We start from the raw sequence: 17,332 nt of genomic DNA on the forward strand, positions 1-17,332 counted from the left end.
GTGAAGCGGTAGTATTTGCAGTAGCCCAAAGATGGAATAGATTTTCTATTACATAAAACGGGTTGAAAGTAACTAAAGCTGATATACCATTGCAATACTCACATAGAGATTTAGATTTTTGGAAAAGTATTACGTTATGAATAAGCTGAAAACTAGTTGAATTATATGCTACGTGAAATTTTTAAGTTGCAAACTTCGAAGAGCAATATTTTGTTGATATTAATGTAATAGGGTTACCCATTTAGATCACAACTTATTTGTAAAAATTTTTCTGATCTCCTTTCCGAGAAGGGTTAATAAAGCTATATCAAGAACCCTTCCTTTTGAAGGGTTGGGGATAGATGTTTTTAAAAGTTTTAAAAACAGAGTGATGCGATTTAACTGGGTAGCTCTATAATGTAATATTATAGAATTACCAAAGCCCACAACCCCATCTAACCATAGGGGCTACCCCTTACTTAAATACTTCCAAGCATCAAAACAATACTTCCAACAATCACTTTAGTAGTTCGAAGTGATAGAGCAAGGGTAATGAGCCCAAAAAGAAGTCCTTTTAGGGATCGATGTAATGCTTTTATGAGATAGATTTAGGGTTTTAGGGCTTCATCTTAGGGCATCAATGCCTTAACGAACTACCTCGAAGTATTCTTTTAATCCTTCGAAGTAGTTCGTTATCACTTCTAAACAGTATATGAAGGGGTGACAGGGATTGTAATGATCCAAATAAGAATCAAAGTACATCAACTTTTAACTTTTTTATGATTAAAAAGCTCACAGGTCTGAATAGAATATCCATGTCGCAAAATTCCCTTTATTTACCGTTTTTGTGATCTAGCTCTGCCAGCTCTGCGAAGTTTGCAACTTCGTAATGACGACAGTGAACCATAAAAATGAGGGCCTAGGAATAAAAACATAAAAGTAAGTACAAAATGCTGCGAAGGTAGCCTATCAGTATGCCTATAGTAGGATCATTCTAAGATTGTCGCAAAATTCCCTTTATTTACCGTTTTTGTGATAGCCGTTAGCTGTCTTGTGATACTACTTTTGGGATAACATAAATCAGTATATCATGGAACATAAAACATCACTGTATTCACTAAGAAAAACAATCGGAATTTTAGGATTGGCATTGCCATTATTACTTCTGGCAGCACATCAGGATTTGCTCTCTAGTATGAGTCATTATTATTATACCGCAGGGAGTGTGTTTTTTATATTAATCTTATCGGCTTTTGGCTTGATATTAATCAATTATAAAGGCTATCCTAAAAAAGAAGGAGAGTTGTTAAGCGATCGGTTTGTTACCACAGCTGCAGGTATTTGTATTTTAATTACCGTATTGATACCTACAAAGTCAGAAAACCCTTTGGGGCAATTATATTTTACAGGATCTCCATATTTATTTGGGCACGAGTCTAATGGGTTTCTAGGAGCTATCCATTTGTTAAGTGCAGCCTCATTTTTCATTTTATTAGGCTATATGAGTTTTTTCAAATTTGTTTTAAATCACAATGCATCAGCATCCAGAAACAGATTATTTCGTAGGAGTGGTATCATCGTTTGGGCTTCTGTAGGTGCGCTTATTGTGATTTTTGCAATTGAGAAAATACTAAAAATAAACATGGATGAGATATTTCCTGCCTATACCTTTTGGTTAGAGTGGGTAGCGGTTTATGCATTTGCAGTCGCTTGGTTAGTAAAAGGAAAAATCCATCTGGATGTCGAAAAAATGATGAAGACTTTTAGTCATGAAAAAAGCTTGGAGTAGCATTAAGATGATGCACGAGCTTCACAGAAATGTGAGATTTTTTTTCTATAATTTTAATAAGACTTTATAAAACGAGAATTTTGTCCTTAACGAGATATAAGCAGAAATGGATTCTGTTCCGTTTTACAGGGTTGACTTTTTATTTGCATTCAATTTTCATTAACAAGGTATTCATAAAGATTTTTCGTTTAAACACTATTTTGCAATAATGATTGATACTTCATTTTTTACCTAAAGAAATTATAGTAAAAGATTTTGTATTCTTTAACCCTGATAAGCTTATAATAACTGGTGTAAAATAAATGGGAGATTAATACGTCGTTTACAAAGATTTATACTTCTCTAGAACGACCACTTCTTTTTGTTTTTTTTTGCGGTCCCACTTTTTAAGTTTTAATTCGGGTTGATTATAAAACATGTCTGTGTAACCAAAACATAAATAGCCAATTAGTTGATTTTCTGATGGTGCATTTAATATTTTTTTTACTTTTTCGGGATCTAAAATACTTACCCATCCCATACCAATATTAAGAGATCTAGCCATGAGCCACATATTTTGAATTGCACAAACCACACTGTATTTACCCATGTTTGGCATACTGGTTTGTCCCAATACAGGACCTTTTTTTGGCTTGTAGAAAACAGCTATGTTTAAAGGAGACTCTACAATCCCTTCTAACTTAAGTTTGATATATTCTTTTTGTTTTTCGTCTTTGAACAACAAAGCCGCTTCTTTTGTTTTTTCAGAGAAAGTTTTTTTTATAGCGTGTTTGGTTGTTTGATCTTTGATTATAACAAATTCCCAAGGCTGAGAAAATCCTACAGAAGGAGCTACCAATGCAGCTTCTAAAATAGTATCGATATGGTCGTCAGGAATTGGTGTATCTAAAAAATGATTTCCTCGTACATCTCTTCTGTGCATTAAGATTTCTTCTAGCAACTGTTGCTCTTCTTTGTTAAATGCTCGTTGCAATTTTTTTTTAGGATTATCCATTATTTTTGCTGTAGTTGAACTATTGGTTTAAGTTACTTATTTAAAATAAATAGGAAAAAACTATTTTTTACTTTAACTTTTAAATATAACCAGAACTGAAATTATCAATTCAAAATTAACATTTATACTTAATACAATTCTAGATTTAGAGAAGATAAAAGAGTAGGGTTAAAACACCCAATATTTTTTAAATTAAGAATTTTAATTTAATTTAATGCTAAGGATTATCAAGTTATGCTTGTAATCAACATTTTGTTTGTTAATGGGAAGGCATATATTGTGGGTATTCAATTTCAATTAAAATTAGAAACTAGATTGAGAATTATTATAGGAGAAAACTTCATATTTATATGAAGCTTTATTATTTAACTATTTCTTTTGATAATACTTTCATGCCTGTTTTTTTTAGCAGGAATCTTACATTTAAAGATATAGTCTTTATAATTTTTATCATTACATAATGTAACACTATACTTTTAAATTCGTTATGAGTATAATTGGTTATAATTAATTTTTACAAGGATTGGATATAAAACTATTAGACCTCGCGATTATTGTTAGTGGAATTATTGGATATTTTATAAGTATCTCATTAGTGACCACTTCTTTTTATAAAAGTCGTGCTAATAAATATCTGGCGTTATCTCTATTCTTGTTAACAAGTTTAACCTTTTTAGGTTGGTATGAGATAAGGAATTTTGTCTTACAATTTTTAGACAATATTATGTTAGAGCTTTTGGTTGCAGTAGCTTTATTTACATATTTTTTAATTCATATCGAACATAAGTATCTTACAAAAAAATGGTATAGATTACTTTACTTTCCTTTCATCGGTTCTGTAATTCTTGAACTTGGTGTTTCTTTTTTTGATATTGTTTTAAATATTTACAATCCTGATTTTGATGCAATAACATATGATATTAAGGATCAATTATCTTTTTTATATAATGTATTATTAATTTTTTGGGGGAGATATTTGATAAAAAAAGCAAATACGATTTCTATAGAAAAAAAGCGTTGGTTATTAAGACTCAACCTTTTTATTATATGCATTATTATTTGTTGGCTTTTATCTAACATAGAACTTTATATATATGATTCAGAATTTATCACTAGTTTTCTGTGGATACTACTTTCTTTTCTGTCGTGGTGGATATTATATTATGGGATTTTTAAACTACAGATAATAGCCCAAAAAGATGAAATACACCAGTATTTAGTTTCACAAAAAACAACTAATACTTTTGTAAAAAAGAAAATAAATGAAACCACTGTTTCTAAAATCATTACAGAATTATATACAGTAATCGAAGAGGAAGAGTTATATAAAAATCCACTTTTGAGTAGATTAGATTTAGCAAATCGCTTGGGAACAAGCGAAGGATATTTATCGCAGATCATAAATCAAGAAATCAGTAAGAGTGTTATTCAGTTTGTAAATGAATATCGTATTGAAGCTGCTAAAAAACTATTACAAGATCCTGTATTTAATAAATATTCGATCGTAGCTATTGGTATGGAATCAGGTTTTAAATCTAAAAGTGCTTTCTACAAAACTTTCAATACTAGTCTAGGAATGTCTCCTGGAGCCTTCAGAAAACTTCAGCAAAAGTCCTGATTCGTAATATTTCATTGTTTCAGGACTTTTCCTGACTTAAAATTACTTTTTATTTTTTTGACACTTATACTTTTACATAAGTAATTCAAAAATGTAAAAATGGAAAAACGCTACTTAATCTTATTAATAAAACCTTTCAAATTAATTTTAAGTATGAGAAAAGTAGTTTTTGTCTTGTTGTTATTTCCTAGCCCTTATTTTGGGTTTTCACAGAATATAAAAGAAGCTTCAGTAGAAACATCAATTTTTGGTGTTCAAATAGGAGTTTTAAATATGTGGGCTCATAATGAGCTAAAATTATCCAATCAAGTTGTTTTGCGAAGTGAAATTGGTTTAGGAGGCCCTAACACAGCGAATATTGCACCTGCTTTAGCGTTAGAACCACGTTGGTATTATAATCTGAAAGCACGAGCGAAAAAGGGTAAAAGAATAGATGGTAATAGTGGAAATTATGTCTCGTTTAGATCGAGTTATCATTTTTATAATGTTTCAGAAGATGATAAAAATTCACTGAACAATCTACTACTGGCTCCAACTTGGGGTATTAGAAGAAATATTGGTAATCATTTTAATTACGAAGCAGGGCTAGGTTTAGGACTTGGTTTTGGGAACGATAAGGAGAGAGGTATTAACACGATACCCTATGTGAGTCTCAAAATTGGATATCGCTTTTAAAAACAGCGAGTACCTTAAAAATTAGGTTCGATTTTCTTCAGTTGTAATAAATAGAACCTGATTAATCTTTTTAAAACAAATTACTTTTTATAAAAATCAAAAAACAGAATTATGATATTACGAACAATCAAAAAAGAACTCTCTTTTTCAATTAGTAAAAAATGGTATCTATATATAATGGTGTTTTTTATTTTCTCTTGTCAATCTGATGATGACACCACCATTCTTCCTGTGGAAGATCCAATGAATGGTTTTTGGATGTCAGAAGAAAAAGGATACATTTTAGAGTTGACTGATGATAATAACATTTTTTATAATATAAATACAGTAGGATGTTCCATTCAGGACGATGATTTTGTTCCAGAAGATTACTTTGGATTGCACCTAGAACTGGCTAACGAAAATGAGCTTGTAGCTTCTACAGATTTATCAGACTCAGAAATAGTATTTACTCGGTTATCAAGTCAAACTCCAAACTGTTTACCTGATCAGGTTTCCAGTACAGAAGATCCAAAAGTAAATTTTGATCATTTTTGGAATATTTTTAATGACCATTATGCTTTTTTTGATACTAGAAATGTAGACTGGTCTCAATATGAAGATTTAAGAGATCAAGTTACAGAGGATAATTTTTATGATGTTTTAGAAGAGCTTGTTGTTTTATTAGAAGATGCCCACGTAAGTGTCTATGATGAAGATAATGATATTGAAATTAACTCAGGAGACCCCAAATTATTAGAAAGATTAAATGCTAACCTAACTGGAGAGTTGGTAATAGAAAGTGAGGACGATTATTTTAATCTTGTTGATCAAAAAATAACTACAATCGTCACGGAGTATTTAGGAGGAAGTTTTGAAATAGATGATAGTGAGAACATATTATGGGGATTGATCGATGATACAGTAGGATATATTGTTATTGGAACTATGGAAGGGTACGGAACAAATTTCAGTAATGAGTTATCAACATTAAATACTGTACTAGACACTATAATGAACGACCTAAGAGAATCAGGAGTTTCTAAATTAATTATCGATATACGTTTTAATGATGGAGGCTATGATACAGCTGCTTTAGATATGGTATCTCGTTTTATGGATCAGGAACGGATTTCATATTTTAAGAAAGCTAGGTTAGGAGATAGCTTTACGGAAAATAAGTCTTTCTCTGTAGGACCAAAAGGGGACTTTCAGTTTACAGATGATATTATAGTACTAACGAGCCCTTATAGTGTAAGTGCAGCTGAACTCTTTGCGTTATGCGTAAAAGACTTGCCGTATGTAACTATAGTAGGAGAAAATACAGCAGGTGCTTTTTCTACTATTCTTACTCATATATTACCTAATGGAGCAGAAGTAGGATTATCTAATGAAGTATATAGTGATGCGCAAGGAGAAGTTTTTGAAGCAGTTGGAATTGGTCCCGAAAATCAAGAAAACAGGGTACCATTTTTATCAACTCTAGACTTTCAAGAAGAAAAAGATGGTGGAATAGAACGCGCTTTAGAATTACTAAATAATTAATAAGACACTTAATGAAAAGATTATTTTAGATAGAAGATTATTAATAATAGTAAAGCCAGTTATCAAAATAACTGGCTTTTTTGTAGTTAAAGTAAAATACTCGATTTTATTTAAAACTGCTTCAAAATCTATGTTTTTACTATTTATAGATAGTAGTACTATCAATTATTGCAATGATATATCAAACGCCTCTTCAAAACCTTGCTCAATGAAGTCATTAATCGTTTGGTCGTGGTCTCCGGAACCTGTGATTATGTTTGTGTTTTTAGACTGTAGAAGTTCAATTTCTGAAGTTGTAAGTCTACCAACTGCTTGATCTACTTCTCCGTATACGTAGGTAATGCTAGATAAGTCATCAAAAGAATCAAGAAGTTCAGTGTATCTATTCATTGCAAATCCGGCAGCTAATCGGTTTAAGTTTCTATCGATAACATCCATTTCTGGTTCTTGATCCGGAATTGGATTAGTTCCGTTTTCGAAATACCCAGCCCTTCCTTCAGAAAAAGCTTCCCACATAACAGTTTCCATATCTAATCTACCTGCCATAATCAAATACTTATCTGCGACATCTATCCCTTTCTTTGCGATAAGATCTTGTATCACGAAAGCTCCAAATGAAATTCCTAATACATAGACTGTTCTGCCTTGATTTTTAAAATAATTGACAACCTTGTACAGCATTTCTACACTTTCTGAATTAAAGTTAATTGCTTGATTAAATGTAATATCATCATTTTCGAACGGGCTTGGATTTAATGTTTGTGCTTGGTGTACGTTTACAGCTAAAAGGTCGGTAGTATCAAAAGTTTGAAAAATTTCGTCTACTTCACCTGTACTAAGTTCTGTATCAGGACCACTTTGCACATTGATCAGAACGATAGGAGCATCTTCATCACCTTTAAAATAAATTAAATCCTTAATATCTTGTGATATTTCAAGAGGTTCATCAATAACGATATCATCATCAGAGTCGCAGCTGATGAAAAATAATGATAAAATAAGGACTGTTGTGTACATGCGGTAATGTTTCATAATAATTTAATTTTTGAATTGTTTATAATAATCTGATAGGGTACACCTCTATTAAGGTAACCTCCTAAAATGTTGTAATTGATTAAAATCAAAGTATGGGATCAGGATAGGTTAGTATCCTGATTTATTTATTAAAAAAGTATTCTAGGTAGTTGTTTAGAAATCTATGGTAATAGGAGTTAATCCTGACACACCAAAATTACCTAGTACCAATTCATTTGTTGTCATATTGGTGATATTACCAACTAGGTTGACAGGTAAAAACAAAGAGGATAATTCTGGTTCATTTCCTTGGTTACTAATGACATTGCTATAAAACTGAAACGTAGTGAAGTTAATGTTACTGATGTTTACATTTAATGTTTCGCCTTCGTTCATACCAGTTATAACAAGAATTTTTTCTTCCTCTTCATTGATGATTCTGTCATTGGATACGATCAATTCATCAGAAATTAATGTACCATCTTTAAGAATTTCTAACTGAATTAAATAGAAATTTTGTACATCAATTGGACCGGTAAAAGTAATTCGAATGCTATCATCGGTCTTTTCCATATCCGTAATAGGAATAGGGGGTCTTAAAATTTCCTCTTCTGATATAAGTACAGTTTGGTCTTGTAATATGGTTTCTATCCAATACGTATTTCCTATAATAGGAGTAATCATTTCTGAAGTAGTATACGTTCCATTATTTACTGTAAAAGAATCCGAAACCAATGATACATCATCAGATGAATCTTTCATAAATAAGGATATTTGAGCATCATTTACAGGATTAAAGATCGTGTCGGTTACTGGAACGGTTTTTTGAACCTGAATTGAAACAAATCCCACTTCATTAGTCAATAATCCCGAGATAAATACCTGTTCTTTAAACTCAAAATCTTGACTAATATCCTCAACACAACTTATTAATGTGAATAATGAAATAAATGCTATGTATATATGTAGTTTTTTCATGGTTCTAAAATTTAAAATTGTAGGAGATGAATGGAATTGGTGCGGCGATAAATGAAATTTGAGACGTTTCTAATTGGTTATTGTCAAAAACAGAATTAATCGAAAACGCATTTTTACGACCATACACATTATATAAACCAAAATTCCAGCTTCCTTTCCAGTTCGTTTTAGGATTATCGGTAGGTGTATATGTAAACGAGATGTCTGCTCTATGGGTATTCGGGATTCTAAAAGCGTTTCTATCAGAATACGTAATGAATGCATCTCCATCGATAATCAACCTACCATTAGGCTCGGTGATGGGTCTTCCTGTTTGATAGGTAAAAAAAGCTCCAACTTCCCACTTTTTAGATAATTTATAATTTGCCGTAAGATTGAATATATGAGGTCTATCAAAATTCGAAGGAAAATAAGTATTTCTATTAATCTGTTCTGAGGAGAAATTGCTTTTTGTTTTCCGTTTTGATACAGAATAGGTGTAGTTTACATTTCCGGTTAGTTTTCCTTTGTTCTTATGAGCGGCAAATTCTAGTCCATAAGAAAAACCTTTAGCGGCCACTAATTCAGTTTCTAAATTATCAAAGACTCCTAATCGAGCACCATTTTTATAAACTATTATATCATCAAATGTTTTGTAGTATCCCTCTATCGAAAAATTATAATTTTGATCCTTGGTGTCATAGGCATATCCGGCAGAAAATTGATTTACTTTTAAGGGAGCAATATGCTCACCAGATGGTTTCCAACTATCGTTTGGTAATGTTATCGTTTGCCTATTGATGGAATGGACGTATTGAAAAATTCTATTATATCCTATTTTAAAAGCTTTTCGATCATTAATATCATATTTTACAGACATGCGTGGTTCAAGTCCAAAATAAGTTTTCGATATCTCATTATTCTTTACCCTTCTGTTTCCTACAATTGAGTTTTGTGTTTGCGCAAGATTAGGGTCGTAGATAGCAATGTTTTCTTCCCCAAAATTTGCAAACCAAGAATATCTTAAACCGGTCTGTAATGATAATTTATTCCATTGTTTTTGAATACTATAATAGGCGGCGAGTTCTAACGCTTTTTCTTTGTCCAGAACTTGTTTGCCTGCTGTACCAGTAATTTTGGGAACGAATTGATATAAGTTGCCAGAAAGTCCAAATCGCATTTGGGTATTAGGATTTAAATAATAAGTAAAATCAGGTTTAAAAATCCAATTCTCAATAGATCTCTCAACAGTTTCTTCAATGTTTTCCTCAATTTCTTCTTCCCGAAGATCTTCTCTTTGCCCTAATGAGAAATCATATTTACTATAAATACCTGTTATATTAGAAAATAATCTATTTGAAAAAGTGTGATTCCATCGTATAGTAGTGGTAGTGTTTGTCCATCCTAGGTCCAAATCAGTATCAAATCCACCTTCTCCATTTTCTTCTTCTTGATTAAATTTCAAGACATCTGCAGCAAAAATACCTGAGACATATAACCTATTATTTTTATTGATATTCCAGCTAAGTTTTGTGTTTAAATCATAAAAATGAAATTTATCGACAGCCTCGTTACCTTTAAATAAAGGAAAAAATACATCAAAATAAGAACGTCTTCCAGAAGCTAAAAAACTTATTTTATCCTTTTTAATAGGACCTTCTATTGTTAATTTAGAAAACAATAATCCCAATCCACCTTCTCCTTTAATTCTCTTTAAACTTCCATTTTTTTGTCGAATTTCTAATACTGATGATGCTCTTCCTCCAAAGCGAGCCGGTATTTCGCCTTTATATAATTTTAATATTTTAACTGCATCTGCATTGAAAATGGAAAATAATCCAAACAAATGAGAGGTGTTATACAAAGGTGCTTCGTCTAGTAGAATTAAATTTTGATCCACATTTCCACCTCTTACATTAAAACCACTGGTTCCCTCACCAATACTACTGATACCTGGTTGAGTTAAAACTGCTCGTGAAATATCTGGTTCTCCTAAAAGAGATGGTAATTTCTTAATTTCTGAAGTTGTTAAATTGGTAGTTCCTCCTAAAATTGGTGCTACCTGACTTTTGTTATTCTGATTTGTCTGTATTATTACCTCGTCTAATTCATTTGAGGATGGCCTAAGCTCTATCTTTATGCTCAAATCATTGTTTAACTGAATATCTAAGGTTTTAGTGGAATAGCCTAAATAAGAAATCTCCAAAAGATAGCCTCCTTTAGGTAACGTTATAGAATAAAAGCCATATTCATTGGTAAATACTCCGTTGTTATTATTTTTGATAATAATACTGGCACCCAAAAGTGTTTCGCCTGTATTCGCATCTCTAACAATCCCGCTAATAGTATAATCATCATCTTGTTTTTTAGCTTTAGAAAGAATAATGTGATTTTTCTTAATTTCATAAGAAATTCTAGTATCCTTAAAAAGCAACTCGAGCGTTTCGGTTATATCTTTTTTTATAACAGTTATACTAAAATTTTGATTGACATCGATTACGTCATTGCTAAATATAAAAGCGTAAGACGTTTGTGTTTCAATTTTATTGATAATTGATTGTAAAGAACTATTTTCTTCTTCTAGTGTAACATTTTTTTGAGAAAACCCATTGAATCCCAAGAGTTGAAAACAAAAAACCAAATAAAAAAAGAAAGATAATTTCATTAAAAAAGAGGGTTTTCCATAACTATTTTTTGGCCATGAAATGACCCCAAAATGGTATATTTTCATACATTTGAATATTGTTAATTAATACTGATTTCGCGATTAGAATTTTTTAACTTTTATAGTGGGAAAATGCCAGTTTTCCCACTTTTTTTATTTTATTATCCACTCATTTGTTTTCGTATTTAGTTGATATGTAAAGCTTTTTGAAATTGTAAGTATTTCAAAAATTTCATTTATAGGAGTTGTATTGTCGAAAGCCCCAGTAAATCTAGCAGTGGCAATGTTTTCATTTTTAAAGAGTATTGAGGTGCCAAAATGCGCTTTTAAGTCGACTGCTATTTCTCTAAAGGTTTTATTTTCGAATTGTATTTTCCCTTCTTTCCAGGCAATATGGGATTCATTAGTGCCCATATTAGATTTTAGGACTTCTTTAGTTTTCTTGTAGAAGGTTACTTTTTGATTTGGAATTAAGAATACACTTTCTTTGAACTGAGTATTGGAAGTAACGGCTACTTTACCAGTTAATAGCTTTGTTTCTGTAATTGCACTATCTGTATATGATTTTACATTAAAACTGGTGCCCAAAGCTTTTACGGTGATATGATTCGCTGTAGTTACAGTAAATGGGTGTAAGGTATCTTTAGCTACCTCAAAAAATGCTTCTCCTTCTAGATATAAAGTTCTTGGATCTTCTGAGTTATAGGATAGATTACTAGAAGCATTTAGCCATACAATAGAACCATCTGATAGTTTGATGTTTTTTTGTTCACCAAAAGTTGTTTGCACAACTATTTGATTCTTATTGGAGGATAAGGTATTGTAGAAATATACTCCAGAAATGAGTATAACAAATATAGCCGCATACTTTAGCATTTCTTTCCAAACTACTGTTTTGGGTTTCACTGTAGTAAAAAAACGTTTTTTGGCTTCTTCAACAGAAGGGTCTTTCGTGGCAGTATGGTTATGGATGGTTGTTATTTTGGTAAATAGTGCTTTATCAAAATCGGGAGAGTTTTTCCATTTTTCTACTTTCAGAATAGTATTATCATCCGCGGTTTGCGAAATATATTCCCAAAGTTCAGTTTCTGTAATTTTAAAATGCTCCATACCCAAAAGGTGTTAATTAGATATAAGACGTTTGCGGAGCAGGGGTACCCTATTAAAATTTTGATTATTTTTTATAAATAATCTTTTAAGCCTTTCTTAAATGCTGCTAAGGCTTTTGAAATATGGAGTTCTACAGTTTTTATAGAAATACCTTTTTTTTGGGAAATTTCTTTGTAGGTGAAACCTTTATCTCTTGATAATTTAAAAATATCTGTTGTTTTTTGTTCCAAAGTAGTATAGATATTTTCGATGCGCTCTAGCAATTCCCATTGTTTATCAATCTCAGTTTCTAAAGTAGTATGGAGCGCATATACATTTGTATGTTTCTCTCTAGTTCTTTTCTTTCTATAAGAATCGATGATTTTATTTTTTAGTGTAGTGATTAAAAATGATTCTATAGAACGTTCGGATTGGTTAATATGCTCAAAGTTTTCCCAAAGCTTTATAAATGTTTCTTGTACTAACTCTTCAGAAAGCTCGGTTTCTTCTAAAACTTTTAAAGCGTAATTGTACAATCTGTTATAGTGCTTGTCAAACAAATTGGAGAATTTAGCTTCTTTGGTAGAATTCGATGTAGTTTTTTTATCCAAATATTTTAATAAAGAGAGATTACTAAATTATATAAAAAAACGCTCAAAACTAATTACTGTTGCACTTTACTTTGTGTTCATAATCTTTTAGTGATTAAAAGTGTTATGTATACTATTTAAAAGGGTTTTTAGAAAGTTTTAGATCGTGTGATTTTGCTAATAAGTATTATAGAATAGGTGTATTGTGATCTTTTTGTGAAAAACCGTAATATACTTTTAAATAACTCTTACGCTATCGTTAATTCAAGATTAATTAGCTCCTTTATATTCTTACGACGTCTTTTTTTATCCGAAATACGTCATAAATATACTTTTGTTTGATTCTACATTTGCCAAGCTTATTTAGACCAAATAAAAATAATATGCTCTTCGACACACAAACCAATCTTGCTTTTGATCAAAAAGTTGATCATTTTTTCGATCCTCAATCCAAATATAGCTATGAAGAATATATGCATAAAGCGCTGCAATATGTAAAGTCTTTTTTGGATAGAGATCATTTTTATCCAGGAGAAGTATCTGACTTTCGGGAAAAGAAAGATTTACTCTATCCAAACGCGAATGAAACCTTATCAGTGGATCAGGCTCTTAATGAAATTAAAGAATTGTATCTCGATCATACCATTGCTTTTCATCATCCTAACTATGTTGCGCATCTTAATTGCCCTGTATTGCTTCCCGCTTTGGTTGGTGATTTAATCGCTTCATCCGTAAATACGGCCGTAGAAACTTGGGATCAAAGTATTTCTGGAACGTATATAGAACAGGAAATGATTCGATGGATTTGTGATAAAATGAACTTACCATCTACTGCTGATGGTGTTTTTACCAGTGGTGGAACCCAATCCAATTTTATGGCCTTGTTATTAGCACGAGATAATTATGCGTTTAAACATTTTGGATTGAATCTAAAGGAGAATGGCTGGTCAGATGTAGTTTCTAAATTTCGTTTTTTCTGTTCGGATAAAGCTCATTTTAGTATTAGAAAAAATGCTGCTCTTATGGGCATGGGATACAATTCGGTGATTCCTGTGGCTACGGATGAAAAGATGAAAATGGAGGCAGATGCGTTAGTACAAGCCATTGAAAAAGAAAAACAAATAGGAAATATACCTATTGCTATTGTAGCTACCGCAGGAACCACCGATTTTGGTAGTTTTGACCCTTTGGATACCATTGCAAAAATCGCTAATGAATATGATATTTGGTTCCATGTGGATGGCGCTTATGGTGGTAGTTATGTACTCACTGAAACACATCGCCATCTTTTAGAAGGAATTAAACATGCGGATTCTGTTACTATTGATTTTCATAAAACAATGTTTCAACCTGTTTGTTCTAGTGCTTTCTTAGTTAGAGATACAGAACACTTTAAGTATGTTTCATATTACGCAGATTATCTAAATCCATTAGAACATAGAGATGAAAAATATCCTAATTTGATAGAAAAGTCAATCCAAACTACTAGACGATTTGATGCGTTGAAACTCTGGTTTACCTTAAAAATGACTGGAGAAAAAAATATAGGAGCATTTTTAGAAAAAGTACATTATCTAGCATTAGATCTTTATCATAGCGTTAGAGATGATATCTATTTTGAAATGGCTCATAAACCAGAGCTAAGTACATTAGTTTTTCGATATAAAGTTCCAGGTGTATCGTCAGATGCACTTCTTGATAAAACGAATCTTTATATTAAAAATACCTTGTTTAAATCGGGTCAAGCTTCTATAGCGAGCACAAAATTTAATGGGAAAACATATTTAAAATTTACATTATTAAATCCTAAAAGTACCATTGACGATCTGTTAAATATCATTCAGATGATTAAGGAAACAGCTAAGACTTACAATAGCGAAAAGCACAATTAAAAATAGAAAGCATAATGACGAAAGAAGAAAAGATACTTGATTTTATTGGGATTGGCGTAGGTCCTATGAATTTAGGACTAGCCTGTTTGTCCGAGCCAATTACAGAGTTAGATGGACTGTTTTTAGATAGTAAAGAAAAATTTGACTGGCATCCAGGTATGATGCTTCAGGATACTACATTACAGATCCCTTTTATGGCAGATTTAGTAACCTTAGCAGATCCTACAAATCCATACAGTTTTCTAAATTATATCAAGGAACAAGGAAGAATCTATTCATTTTATATTAGAGAAAATTTTCTTTTACTAAGAAATGAATACAATCAGTATTGTCGTTGGGCAATTGATAAATTATCTAATGTTCAATTTGGGACCGAAGTGGTTGAGATTGCCTATGATGAAAAGGAGCAATATTATACTGTTCTTTCGGAATGTACAAAAACGAATAAACGTAAAGTTCATAGAGCTAGAAGACTTGTTTTGGGAACCGGAACAAGTCCGTATATACCCAGTTGTTGTAATTCTTTAAAAGAAGATGCGATTCATTCTAGTTCTTATTTGCCAAATAAGAAGAAGTTACAATCCAAAAAATCTATTACAGTTTTTGGCAGTGGTCAGAGTGCCGCAGAGATTTTTTATGATCTCTTACAAGAAATAGATGAAAAAGGATATGAATTGAATTGGATTACGAGATCGCCAAGATTCTTTCCGTTAGAATATTCAAAACTTACTTTAGAGATGACGTCTCCTGAGTACGTAGATTATTTTTATAATCTGCCTAATTACAAACGTAATGAGTTGATTAAGAGTCAAAAGCATTTGTACAAAGGGATCAATCAAGATTTGATTGCTGATATATTTGATTTGATATATACGAAACGATTGCTCGCGGATGTCAAAGTAAATTTAAGAACAAATTCAGAGTTACAGAAAGCGGTGTATGATAGTACTTTGAACACCTTTTATCTAGAAATTCACCAGCATGAGCAAGATAAATACTATCGTCATACAACGGAAGGAGTAGTATTGGCTACAGGATATCAATATCAAAAACCAACATTTGTCGATGGGATTAGTGATCGAATTCGATGGGATGAAAAAGGAAGATATGATGTACATCGTAATTATGCTATTGATCAATTGGGGCGTGAGATATTTGTACAAAATGCCGAACTACATACACACGGATTTGTAACTCCCGATTTAGGTATGGCAGCTTATCGCAATTCATATATCATCAAAGAATTAACAGGCACAGATTATTATGCTATAGAAAAGAGAGTTGCATTCCAGCAGTTTGATGTGTTAGAAGAAGAGGAAATTATGATAGAAACTCCAACAACCTAACAAAAATTCTAATGAAGAACTTTTTGATCATAATGACCTTAGTAGCTGTGGTAAGTGATTATTTATTACATCCTTTTTATCCTCAATTTTTCGAAGCTCGATTCGGAGTGACAAATCCAGAATTGGTAGGTTATTATTTTGCTGCGATATGCTTTATGGTGATGATTTCGTTTCCTTTTTGGGCATATGTTTCTAAAAAAATAACGGAGCTTAATATTCTCATATACACACAGTTTGTGGCAGGAATATTGGCTTTATGTTGTTATGCAACTACATCATATGTAAACTTCTGGGTCATTTCTTTAGTGATGATCTTATTTAAAGGTAGCTATCTACTAGTATATCCGTATATCCTAAAAATTATTACTAAAAAAGAACATCCTAAAACCATTGGTTTATTATCTGTAGTGGTACATCTTGGTGGAATATTAGGAGCAGTGATAGGAGGTGCTACAGTAGATTTAATTGATGCAGGTTACATTTTTCTGATTATGGCGGTTGGAGATTTTATACAAATGGGTATGAGTGCTTATTTATTAAGAAGTAACAAATACAATACAACCAAAATCTTGGAACCGGAAGGGTCTATTAAACAGAACTCAAAAATGATTCCCAGAGGTTTTATTCTCAAAATTGGATTGATTACTATGATTTTGTATTTCAGCGATTTTTTGATAAGACCATTTTTTGCAACCTATTGGGAAAGCATTTCAGTATATAATACTACACTAGTATCAGGAACAGTATATGCAATACCTGGTTTTGTAGCGCTGATTGCTTTATGGATAAATACGAAGAGAAAAGAAACAAATAATGTATGGCAACAGATGGTGCCAATATTATTAATAGGTATTACTGGATTATTTCTTCAAGGGCTTTCTACAGAAATAACAGTAATAATAGGTAGAATAATTTATGGTTGGGCAATTTTTCAAGGAGTTGTAAAATTTGATGTATTGCTCTTTAAATTTAGTACACCAGATTCTTATGCTATGGATTATAGTAAGGTACATTTTTTTCAAAACCTAGGAGTGTTGCTATCGTCTTTTTCTGTGGGGCTACTAGTAGATAATTATGGATTGAGAATTCCATTTTTGGTTGCTTTAGGTGGTTTTAGTATCACTTTATTGCTGTATTATTTAATTTTTAAAGTTGCTCCAAAACTCACTTCTAAACAATTAGCTAAGTCATAAGAAATTC

General features: G+C 31.6%; 13 protein-coding genes. 7 read left to right on the forward strand and 6 right to left on the reverse strand.

The features are described 5' to 3' along the window. Positions 1-1,069: 1,069 nt before the first annotated feature. On the forward strand, positions 1,070-1,768 hold the full coding sequence (locus H526_RS0123640; protein ID WP_027395225.1) for a hypothetical protein: 699 nt from the start codon (positions 1,070-1,072) through the stop codon (positions 1,766-1,768). A gap of 322 nt (positions 1,769-2,090) precedes the next feature. Here the strand turns inward: H526_RS0123640 and bluB are convergent, their stop codons facing one another. Then, positions 2,091-2,762, reverse strand: a complete 672-nt coding sequence (bluB, locus tag H526_RS0123645; protein WP_035086315.1) for a 5,6-dimethylbenzimidazole synthase — start codon at positions 2,760-2,762, stop codon at positions 2,091-2,093. 523 nt (positions 2,763-3,285) lie between these two features. Between bluB and H526_RS0123650 the strand changes: the two genes are divergently transcribed. From H526_RS0123650 to H526_RS0123660, 3 genes are all read left to right on the forward strand, one after another. Then, the gene (locus H526_RS0123650) at positions 3,286-4,380 is read left to right on the forward strand and encodes a helix-turn-helix domain-containing protein (RefSeq protein WP_027395227.1); all 1,095 of its coding nucleotides are present in this window, start codon (positions 3,286-3,288) and stop codon (positions 4,378-4,380) included. Positions 4,381-4,533: 153 nt separating this feature from the next. Then, complete coding sequence (locus tag H526_RS0123655) at positions 4,534-5,055, forward strand: hypothetical protein (RefSeq protein ID WP_027395228.1); 522 nt, start codon at positions 4,534-4,536, stop codon at positions 5,053-5,055. Positions 5,056-5,166: 111 nt separating this feature from the next. Continuing rightward, on the forward strand, positions 5,167-6,579 hold the full coding sequence (locus tag H526_RS0123660) for a S41 family peptidase (protein WP_027395229.1): 1,413 nt from the start codon (positions 5,167-5,169) through the stop codon (positions 6,577-6,579). Between the two features lie 165 nt (positions 6,580-6,744). On the opposite strand, the gene H526_RS0123670 is transcribed toward H526_RS0123660, so the two are convergent. The 5 genes from H526_RS0123670 to H526_RS0123690 all read right to left on the reverse strand — a co-directional run bounded on the left by H526_RS0123670 (position 6,745) and on the right by H526_RS0123690 (position 12,915). Then, positions 6,745-7,611 carry a hypothetical protein gene (locus H526_RS0123670; RefSeq protein ID WP_155839764.1) on the reverse strand — a complete coding sequence of 289 codons (867 nt, stop codon included), beginning with the start codon at positions 7,609-7,611 and terminating at the stop codon, positions 6,745-6,747. A 156-nt stretch (positions 7,612-7,767) separates the two neighbouring features. Next, complete coding sequence (locus tag H526_RS0123675) at positions 7,768-8,571, reverse strand: DUF4249 family protein (protein WP_027395231.1); 804 nt, start codon at positions 8,569-8,571, stop codon at positions 7,768-7,770. A 4-nt stretch (positions 8,572-8,575) separates the two neighbouring features. Next, complete coding sequence (locus tag H526_RS0123680; RefSeq protein WP_051336308.1) at positions 8,576-11,281, reverse strand: TonB-dependent receptor; 2,706 nt, start codon at positions 11,279-11,281, stop codon at positions 8,576-8,578. An 87-nt stretch (positions 11,282-11,368) separates the two neighbouring features. After that, positions 11,369-12,325, reverse strand: a complete 957-nt coding sequence (locus H526_RS0123685) for a FecR family protein (protein ID WP_027395233.1) — start codon at positions 12,323-12,325, stop codon at positions 11,369-11,371. Positions 12,326-12,396: 71 nt separating this feature from the next. After that, positions 12,397-12,915 (reverse strand): sigma-70 family RNA polymerase sigma factor, encoded by a 519-nt coding sequence (locus H526_RS0123690; protein ID WP_027395234.1) that lies wholly within the window; start codon positions 12,913-12,915, stop codon positions 12,397-12,399. A 362-nt stretch (positions 12,916-13,277) separates the two neighbouring features. Here H526_RS0123690 and H526_RS0123695 point away from each other — a divergent pair, with 362 nt between their 5' ends. The 3 genes from H526_RS0123695 to H526_RS0123705 are packed head-to-tail and all read left to right on the forward strand — an operon-like array spanning position 13,278 to position 17,325. Beyond that, positions 13,278-14,786, forward strand: coding sequence for a pyridoxal phosphate-dependent decarboxylase family protein (locus H526_RS0123695; RefSeq protein ID WP_027395235.1), 1,509 nt, complete (start codon positions 13,278-13,280; stop codon positions 14,784-14,786). Positions 14,787-14,800: 14 nt separating this feature from the next. Next, positions 14,801-16,132: a lysine N(6)-hydroxylase/L-ornithine N(5)-oxygenase family protein gene (locus H526_RS0123700; RefSeq protein WP_027395236.1), complete on the forward strand. Its 1,332-nt coding sequence runs from the start codon at positions 14,801-14,803 to the stop codon at positions 16,130-16,132. Positions 16,133-16,143: 11 nt separating this feature from the next. Next, positions 16,144-17,325 carry an MFS transporter gene (locus H526_RS0123705; protein ID WP_245591230.1) on the forward strand — a complete coding sequence of 394 codons (1,182 nt, stop codon included), beginning with the start codon at positions 16,144-16,146 and terminating at the stop codon, positions 17,323-17,325. Positions 17,326-17,332: the final 7 nt, after the last annotated feature.

The sequence above is a fragment of the Aquimarina latercula DSM 2041 genome (assembly GCF_000430645.1).
In the GTDB taxonomy this organism is placed as follows: domain Bacteria; phylum Bacteroidota; class Bacteroidia; order Flavobacteriales; family Flavobacteriaceae; genus Aquimarina; species Aquimarina latercula.

What these genes read in the sequence shown, in the direction of transcription:
- H526_RS0123695 (WP_027395235.1), top strand. Translation starts at nt 13,278, where the DNA reads ATGCTCTTCGACACACAAACCAATCTTGCTTTTGATCAAAAAGTTGAT.
- H526_RS0123705 (WP_245591230.1), top strand. Translation starts at nt 16,144, where the DNA reads ATGAAGAACTTTTTGATCATAATGACCTTAGTAGCTGTGGTAAGTGAT.
- bluB (WP_035086315.1), bottom strand. Translation starts at nt 2,762, where the DNA reads ATGGATAATCCTAAAAAAAAATTGCAACGAGCATTTAACAAAGAAGAG.
- H526_RS0123670 (WP_155839764.1), bottom strand. Translation starts at nt 7,611, where the DNA reads ATGAAACATTACCGCATGTACACAACAGTCCTTATTTTATCATTATTT.
- H526_RS0123640 (WP_027395225.1), top strand. Translation starts at nt 1,070, where the DNA reads ATGGAACATAAAACATCACTGTATTCACTAAGAAAAACAATCGGAATT.
- H526_RS0123680 (WP_051336308.1), bottom strand. Translation starts at nt 11,281, where the DNA reads ATGAAAATATACCATTTTGGGGTCATTTCATGGCCAAAAAATAGTTAT.
- H526_RS0123700 (WP_027395236.1), top strand. Translation starts at nt 14,801, where the DNA reads ATGACGAAAGAAGAAAAGATACTTGATTTTATTGGGATTGGCGTAGGT.
- H526_RS0123660 (WP_027395229.1), top strand. Translation starts at nt 5,167, where the DNA reads ATGATATTACGAACAATCAAAAAAGAACTCTCTTTTTCAATTAGTAAA.
- H526_RS0123675 (WP_027395231.1), bottom strand. Translation starts at nt 8,571, where the DNA reads ATGAAAAAACTACATATATACATAGCATTTATTTCATTATTCACATTA.
- H526_RS0123685 (WP_027395233.1), bottom strand. Translation starts at nt 12,325, where the DNA reads ATGGAGCATTTTAAAATTACAGAAACTGAACTTTGGGAATATATTTCG.
- H526_RS0123655 (WP_027395228.1), top strand. Translation starts at nt 4,534, where the DNA reads ATGAGAAAAGTAGTTTTTGTCTTGTTGTTATTTCCTAGCCCTTATTTT.